The sequence below is a fragment of the Mesorhizobium sp. M0491 genome (assembly GCF_040321265.1).
GTDB lineage: Bacteria > Pseudomonadota > Alphaproteobacteria > Rhizobiales > Rhizobiaceae > Mesorhizobium.
Genome location: NZ_JAMYRE010000052.1, coordinates 1 through 7,046, shown reverse-complemented (window position 1 = coordinate 7,046; position 7,046 = coordinate 1). Strand labels below are relative to the sequence as shown.

7 protein-coding genes and 1 pseudogene are annotated in these 7,046 nt (G+C 64.3%); 3 read left to right on the top strand and 5 right to left on the bottom strand.

The genetic code is table 11. The features are described from left to right. Nucleotides 1–113: pseudogene (locus NKI69_RS33260) on the top strand (IS630 family transposase); the annotation flags it as partial. Between the two features lie 195 nt (nucleotides 114–308). Here NKI69_RS33260 and guaA read toward each other — a convergent pair. From guaA to NKI69_RS33240, 4 genes are all read right to left on the bottom strand, one after another. Further along, complete coding sequence (gene guaA, locus NKI69_RS33255; protein ID WP_352440688.1) at nucleotides 309–1,871, bottom strand: glutamine-hydrolyzing GMP synthase; 1,563 nt, start codon at nucleotides 1,869–1,871, stop codon at nucleotides 309–311. Between the two features lie 55 nt (nucleotides 1,872–1,926). Beyond that, entirely contained in the window at nucleotides 1,927–2,595 is a 669-nt protein-coding gene (locus NKI69_RS33250; RefSeq protein ID WP_023809009.1) for a 5'-methylthioadenosine/S-adenosylhomocysteine nucleosidase, read from the bottom strand. A gap of 141 nt (nucleotides 2,596–2,736) precedes the next feature. Beyond that, on the bottom strand, nucleotides 2,737–3,195 hold the full coding sequence (locus tag NKI69_RS33245) for a PaaI family thioesterase (RefSeq protein WP_013530371.1): 459 nt from the start codon (nucleotides 3,193–3,195) through the stop codon (nucleotides 2,737–2,739). Nucleotides 3,196–3,319: 124 nt separating this feature from the next. Next, on the bottom strand, nucleotides 3,320–4,609 hold the full coding sequence (locus NKI69_RS33240; protein WP_352723426.1) for an RsmB/NOP family class I SAM-dependent RNA methyltransferase: 1,290 nt from the start codon (nucleotides 4,607–4,609) through the stop codon (nucleotides 3,320–3,322). A 182-nt stretch (nucleotides 4,610–4,791) separates the two neighbouring features. Between NKI69_RS33240 and NKI69_RS33235 the strand changes: the two genes are divergently transcribed. Next, nucleotides 4,792–5,469: an MIP family channel protein gene (locus tag NKI69_RS33235; RefSeq protein WP_013530368.1), complete on the top strand. Its 678-nt coding sequence runs from the start codon at nucleotides 4,792–4,794 to the stop codon at nucleotides 5,467–5,469. A gap of 72 nt (nucleotides 5,470–5,541) precedes the next feature. On the opposite strand, the gene NKI69_RS33230 is transcribed toward NKI69_RS33235, so the two are convergent. Further along, nucleotides 5,542–6,063 (bottom strand): DUF8737 domain-containing protein, encoded by a 522-nt coding sequence (locus tag NKI69_RS33230; protein WP_352676032.1) that lies wholly within the window; start codon nucleotides 6,061–6,063, stop codon nucleotides 5,542–5,544. 101 nt (nucleotides 6,064–6,164) lie between these two features. Here NKI69_RS33230 and NKI69_RS33225 point away from each other — a divergent pair, with 101 nt between their 5' ends. Beyond that, nucleotides 6,165–6,983: a LysR substrate-binding domain-containing protein gene (locus NKI69_RS33225; protein WP_352723423.1), complete on the top strand. Its 819-nt coding sequence runs from the start codon at nucleotides 6,165–6,167 to the stop codon at nucleotides 6,981–6,983. Nucleotides 6,984–7,046 lie beyond the last annotated feature (63 nt).

Here is a 7,046-nt window from a genome sequence, read left to right as displayed (position 1 = left end):
AAACGCACCGTCGAGGACACGTGGCGCCACATCGGCCACCTCGTCGAAACCATCGAGGCAGCCGAATGCAAGAACTACTTCGAAACGCAGGCTACGCTTCCGTCAAAATATGAAACGCTCTAGAATTCTGATTGCGGTCAGCCAATGAGGCGATCTCAAGACACACCGGCGCCCAATCTCACAAATGCGGGCTTGCGCTGACGGTAGGACGTGCGGCTGATGCAGCGTCGATAGTGAATGAGATAAACCGCAAATCGTTGCTTTTTCTGCGAAAAACTACGCCGGAGCATTCCAGACTACGCTAACTCCTACTCCCACTCGATTGTTCCCGGCGGCTTCGACGTCACGTCGTAGACGACGCGGTTGATGCCGCGGACTTCGTTGATGATGCGGGTGGCGGCGGCGGCGAGGAAGGCCATGTCGTAGTGGTAGAAATCCGCCGTCATGCCGTCGACCGAGGTGACGGCACGCAGCGCGCAGACGAACTCGTAGGTGCGGCCATCGCCCATCACACCGACCGTCTGCACCGGCAACAGCACGGCGAAGGCCTGCCAGATGGCGTCGTAGAGGCCGGCCTTGCGGATCTCGTCGAGATAGATGGCGTCGGCCTCGCGCAGGATCTCCAGCTTTTCGCGGGTGATGCCGCCGGGGCAACGGATGGCAAGACCCGGGCCTGGGAACGGGTGCCGGCCGATGAAGCTTTCGGGCAGGCCAAGCTCCTTGCCTAGCGCCCTGACCTCATCCTTGAACAGCTCGCGCAGCGGCTCGACAAGCTGCATGTTCATGCGCGCGGGCAGGCCGCCGACATTGTGGTGCGACTTGATCGTCACCGACGGGCCGCCGGTGAAGGAGACGCTTTCAATGACGTCGGGATAGAGCGTGCCCTGCGCCAGGAATTCGGCGCCGCCGAGTTTCTTGGCCTCTTCCTCGAACACCTCGATGAACAGCCGGCCGATGGTCTTGCGTTTTTTCTCCGGGTCCGACTCGCCCTCGAGGGCGTCGATGAAACGGTCCGACGCGTTCACCAGAATGAGCGGTAAATTGTAGTGTTCGCGGAACATCGCCACCACGCCCGCGGCCTCGTCCTTGCGCATCAGGCCGTGGTCGACAAGGATGCAGGTCAGCTGGTCGCCGACCGCTTCGTGGATCAACAGCGCCGCAACGGAGGAATCGACGCCGCCCGACAGCGCGCAGATGACCTTGCCCTTGCCGACCTGCTTGCGGATCGTCTCGACCGCGTGCTCGCGGTAGGCGCGCATGGTCCAGTCGCCCTCGATGCCGGCGATGTTGTGGACGAAGTTGCGCAGCAGCCGGGCGCCGTCGGGCGTATGCACCACCTCGGGGTGGAACATGATGCCGTACATCTTGCGCTCGATGCTGCCGAAGATGGCGAAGGGCGAGCCTTCCGACTTGCCGAACACTTCGAAGCCCTTGGGCAAGGAGATGACGCGGTCGCCATGGCTCATCCACACCTGGTGGCGCTGGCCGGGTGCCCACAGGCCCTCGAACAGCGGGCTGTCCTTTTGGATCTCGACGAAGGCGCGGCCGAACTCGCGATGGTCGGAGCTTTCGGCAACGCCGCCCATCTGCACGCACATGGCCATCTGGCCGTAACAGATGCCAAGCACCGGCACGCCGGAATCGAAGACGATCTGCGGCGCGCGCGGGCTGCCTATATCGCCGGTCGAAGCCGGACCGCCGGACAGAATGACGGCCTTCGGATTGATGCGCTTGAATGCCGCTTCGGCCGACTGGAACGGCACGATCTCGGAAAACACGCCGGCCTCGCGGATGCGGCGGGCGATGAGCTGGGTGAACTGGCTGCCGAAATCGACAATCAGGACGGTGTCGGGATGATTGGCTGTTTTCATGGCGAGCGTTTAGAGAAAGAAACGAGTCGGCGCAATGGGTTGCGTAGCCCGACTTTCAGGCTGGTCTGGCATCTTCATGGGATGGTTCCGTCCGAAGGGCGCCGTCGCCGATCGCCCGTTCGAGCCGCATGACGGCGTCCGCCAGCTTCTCGTCGATGACTTCAAGATATTCGGTCCAGTCGCCGACATGCCGCAGATCCGCCGCCCCGTCGGAAATGCCGCGCAGACCGATCAGCGGAATGTCGAACAGTTGGCAGGCGCGCAGGCAGGCGAAGGTCTCCATGTCGACCATGTCGGCGCTAACAGCATCATAGGCCGCGCCGGTGATGATCGCTGCGCCGGTCGACAGGGTCGCCTGCCTGATCTCCGGTATCTTGAAGGGCAATGGCACGGTTACCGGCAGGTCGAGGAAGGGTGTCGCACCCTTTTCGAAGCCGAGCGGCGAAGCGTCGATGTCACGGTAGCTGACCGAAACCGCCTGGTAGATCTCCGTCTGCTCCAGCGTCCGACTGCCGGCTGAGCCGAGCGAAACAACGAGATCCGGCAGTGCTTTTTGCGATTTCAGCCAGGAGAGTTCCGCACCCAGCCTGACGCCGGCCTCGACCGGACCGACACCGGTCATCAATGGCGTGAACAGCTGCTTGAGGTGCGGGCCGTATTCGGCTTGCGCCGCCATGACGAAGAGGACGTCCTTGCCCGACAGGCGCGACACTTTACCGGTCATGATGATTTGCTCCTCTCCGCCGGATCATCTGCTTATCTGCACCGCCGCTCGCCGGGACCCGCTGCCTCCGGCAGCTCCCGGCGTTCGTGGCCTTCCATCGTGCCACCGGCACGATGGATTCGCCTGCGGCGAACCGGCCACTCACCCTTCTATGCCATCACGCCCGACCACGGTCATCATGGTGCCGGTCATGGTGGCGATCAGCTTGGCCTCGCCGTCGGCGGCGAAGGCGTAGGCTTGGCCGTCGGCGACGATGATGGTGCGGCCTGGCTTGGTCACCGAGCCGCGGAACAGGAAGCGCTCGCCCCTGCCCGGCGCCAGAAGGTTGACCTTGAACTCGATGGTCAGCACGCCGGAATTTTCCGGCATCAGCGAAAAGGCGGCATAGCCGCAGGCCGAGTCCAGCGCCGTCGAAATGACGCCGGCATGGAGAAAGCCATGCTGCTGAGTGAGTGCCGCCGAATAGGGCATCTCGATCTCGATGATGCCGGGGGTCACCAGCGTCAGTTCGGCGCCGATCGTGGCCATCGCCTTCTGGCGCGCGAAGGATGTCCTGACGCGATCCTCATAGTCCGGGGCGGGTACGATCTTTGCTGCCATTGCCGCTGCTTCCTTTACGCGGATAGCTTATTGCAGAGGCATGGACGGCAGGCAAATGCTTTTGCTGCACTGCACAATCGACCTGGCATGCCGGCCGGCGCCGCGCATCCGTCAGGAATTGGATTCAGGCCGATCTGCGTAACGCACAGAGATAAAACCCATCGGTGCCGCTGAGCGCCGGCGACAGCGAGATGTCGCCTTTGGCGCCGATGCGTGCGGCTGCCTCATGGCCGGGAAAACGGCTGTCCCAGAGCTTGCGGTGGTCGACGGGAACATAACCGCTGTTACGGTCCCGAAAGGCCGCGATCTGCTCACCGTTTTCCTCATCAAACACCGAGCAGGTGATGTAGACCAGCAGGCCGCCCGGTTTGACATAGGCTTTGGCCGCATCGAGGATCGCCGACTGCTCGCCCTTGCGGGCATCGAGCTGTCTCTGCGTCAGCCGCCATTTGGCGTCGGGACGGCGGCGCCAGGTGCCGCTGCCGGTGCATGGGGCGTCGACCAGCACGATGTCCATGTGGTTGCCGAGCGGCGCGAGTTCTGTGGGTTTGGTGACCACCTGCACATTGCGGTTTTCCGAACGACGGATGCGGTCGAAGATCGGTGCCAGCCGTGCTTTCTCCACATCATGGGCAAAGATCTGGCCACGATTTTCCATCGAAGCCGACAGTGCCAGCGTCTTGCCGCCGGCGCCGGCGCAGAAATCCAGCACCTGCATGCCGGCTTCGGCCCCGGCAAGGGCGGCCGCGATCTGCGAGCCTTCGTCCTGGACCTCGAACCAGCCCTTCTGGAAAGCCGGCTCGGCCTGCACGTTCGGGTGCCGGCCGTCGCCGTCGATCGGCGGGATGCGGATGCCGTGTGGCGCGATTGCCGAGGGTTTCGCGCCAGTTCCCGTCAGTTCGGCCAGCACCTTGTCGCGGTTGGCCTGCAAGGTGTTGACCCTGAGGTCGAGCGGCGGGCGCGTTGCCAGCGCCGCGCCCTCGTCGGCCCAGGTCGAGCCAAAGGCTCGCTCGAAAAGCGGCGCGCACCAGTCGGGAACATCCGCCCGCACCGCGTCCGGCGCGTCGGCGAGCCGATGGTCGGCGATGGCCTGAAGCTCGGCGGCGGTCAGCAGCGGCGGTGCGAACTTGTCGCCATCAAGCGCCTCGTTGAGCGATTGTGCCGTCTGGCCCCATTCGAGCAGCAGCGCGCCGAAGCCGATGGCGCGCGGCGTGTCCTGCCCCAGCAGCCAGCCGGCGGAACGCTTGTGGCGCAAGGCGTCATAGACGATGTTGCCGATCGCCGCACGGTCGCCGCCGCCGGCGAAGCGATGCGACAGGCCCCAATCCTTCAGCGCGTCCGCCACCGGCCGGTGGCGCCGGCCGATGTCTTCCAGCACTTCGATGGCCGCAGCCAGCCGTCCGCCCAATCGCATGGTCTTGTTCCGTCACGCAGAAAATTATTCCGGCCCTGCTCTAGAGCGCGCAACCGGCGCGCACAAGCAGGTCGGCCTGCACAACCGCTCTGCTTTCCAACTTTTCTGGTTGCGAATACTCTTCCGGTTGTGATTCGCGGAGCGCAAAAGGCGGACCGGCGGATTGACACGAGGAGAGGGCAATGAAGACTTATCTGGCGGAAGTTCTAGGCACATTTCTATTGGTGTTCATCGGTACGGCTTCTGTGGTGACGGGCGGCTTCGGCGGCGCGCTGCCTCTCGGCCAGGAAGGCATCGGTCTGGCGTTCGGCATCGGCCTCATCGCGGCGGCCTATGCGATCGGCCCGATTTCGGGCGCGCATCTCAACCCGGCGGTGACGCTCGGTGTCTTTCTGGCGGGCCGGCTGCCGGCCAAGGACGTCATCCCCTACTGGATCGCGCAGGTCATCGGCGGCGTCCTTGCTTCGCTGGCGTTGTGGATCATCGTTTCCGGCCAGGTTGGCGGACACACGACCGGCTTCGGCGCCAATGGCTGGGATGTGACGAAATGGGGCGTCAGCTCGGCATTTCTGTGGGAAGTGATCGGCACCTTCACCTTCGTCACCGTGATCCTGGGTGTCACCGCTGAAAAGCACTCGACGGCGTTCGCCGGGCTGGTCATCGGCCTGACGCTGGCGGGGTTGCATTTCGCCATCATCCCGGTGACCGGCACGTCGCTCAATCCGGCCCGCTCGATCGGCCCGGCGCTGTTTTCGGGCACTGCCGCGATCGGCCAGCTCTGGCTGTTCATCGTCGCACCGTTGATCGGCGGCGCCATCGCCGGCGTCGTCGCCAAGGCGCGCATCTTCGAGAAGGACTGAGCTTCGAAAGCCTGGACAGAACAAAGGCGCGGGCCAAGCCCGCGCCTTTTTCTTTGGGGTATACTCTTGCCGTCAAAGCACAGCCGGGGCGGTCGTCGTTAGGATCCGGACCTTCGGAGGGCGTAGCAGAAAATAGAATGCGGCGATGTGCGTGATCATCAGCAGCGGTACATAGATGATCGGGATCGCGTAGGCGGCGCCCAGTTGCTCCGCATGTGCAGGGAGGCCGACCTGGATGGCGTGGTAATAATCGACGACGAGCTCGACCGTCCCGACGATGTTGAAGGCGACGATCAACGGCCAGAAGAGCCGGGGTAGCCTCACCGTGAGCAGCGCCAGCATGGCCAGTACCCCTGTTGCGAAGTCGCCGTAGGCGGCGAACACGGCGAAACCGGCCGGCAGATCGGGGCTTACGACGCCCGGCAGGATGAACACGAGCCCGAAGAAACGCAAGCTGTGCAGGGTGGCGATGGCACGTTGCGCCGCGACCCGGTCCAGCGAGCTCAGCCATGGGAGGCCGTATGCGCCGAAGCAGAGCAGCCACGCGACGTAGCCTAGAACGAGATGGGTCTGGAACACCATTTCCGTGGACATTTGGCCTCCTGTCAGCAGCCGGTTCACGCGGCCCCAGCTTCAGTCGGTTACCTCTAAGCCTGCTTCCATAATTCGACTACCCGGGGTAATCACAACAACCTATGAAGCAGAACTACACAGTCCGGCACGGTGCGCTGGAGGGGGTCGAGACCTTCCTGGCGGTTGCCAGGCGCCGCAACTTTCGCCGTGCCGCCGCCGATCTCGGCGTGACGCCGTCCGCCGTGAGCCAGGCGGTGCGCACGCTGGAAGCCCGCACGGGTGCGGCGCTGTTCGTGCGCACGACGCGAAGCGTCGGTTTGACCGAGGCTGGCCAGCGGTTCCTCGATCTTGCCGGACCTGCCTTCGAGGAGCTCGTCGCGGCAGGCGAGGCCGCGCGCGATGTCGGCCAACGGCCGACCGGGCTGCTACGCCTGTCCGTCCCCCGCGCCGTCGTGCCGTTGATCCTGGAGCCGATGATCGCATCGTTCTGCCGAACCTATCCCGAGGTCGAGCTGGAGATCGCCGCGAGTGACGAGATGGTCGATCTTGCGACCGGCGGGTTCGATGCCGGCATCCGCCTCGGCCAGTTCATCGCGCCCGACATGGTCGCGGTGCGGCTGACGCCGTCGTTCCCGTTCGTGGTCGTCGGCAGTCCGGACTATCTCGAGCGCCATGGCTACCCCGAGCACGTCGACGACTTGTGCCGCCACGCCTGCCTGCGCTTGCGCCGTTCGAACGGCGCCATCGCGCCCTGGTCTTTCGTCGACGGCAACGGGGAGATCGAGGCGATGGTCTCAGGCCCGCTGATCGCGCACGACTATCCGACGCTGCTCGGGGCCGCGATGCAGGGCATTGGGCTGGCGCAGATCCCCCGACCCGTCGCCGAAGGTCCGATAGGCCAGGGAAAACTCGAGCCGGTCCTAGAGCGATTCCTATTTTGAGAGAATCGTAGGATTCCCAAAGCCGGATGTTTGTGATTCAAGATGCTGGCTGGATTGGAGGCC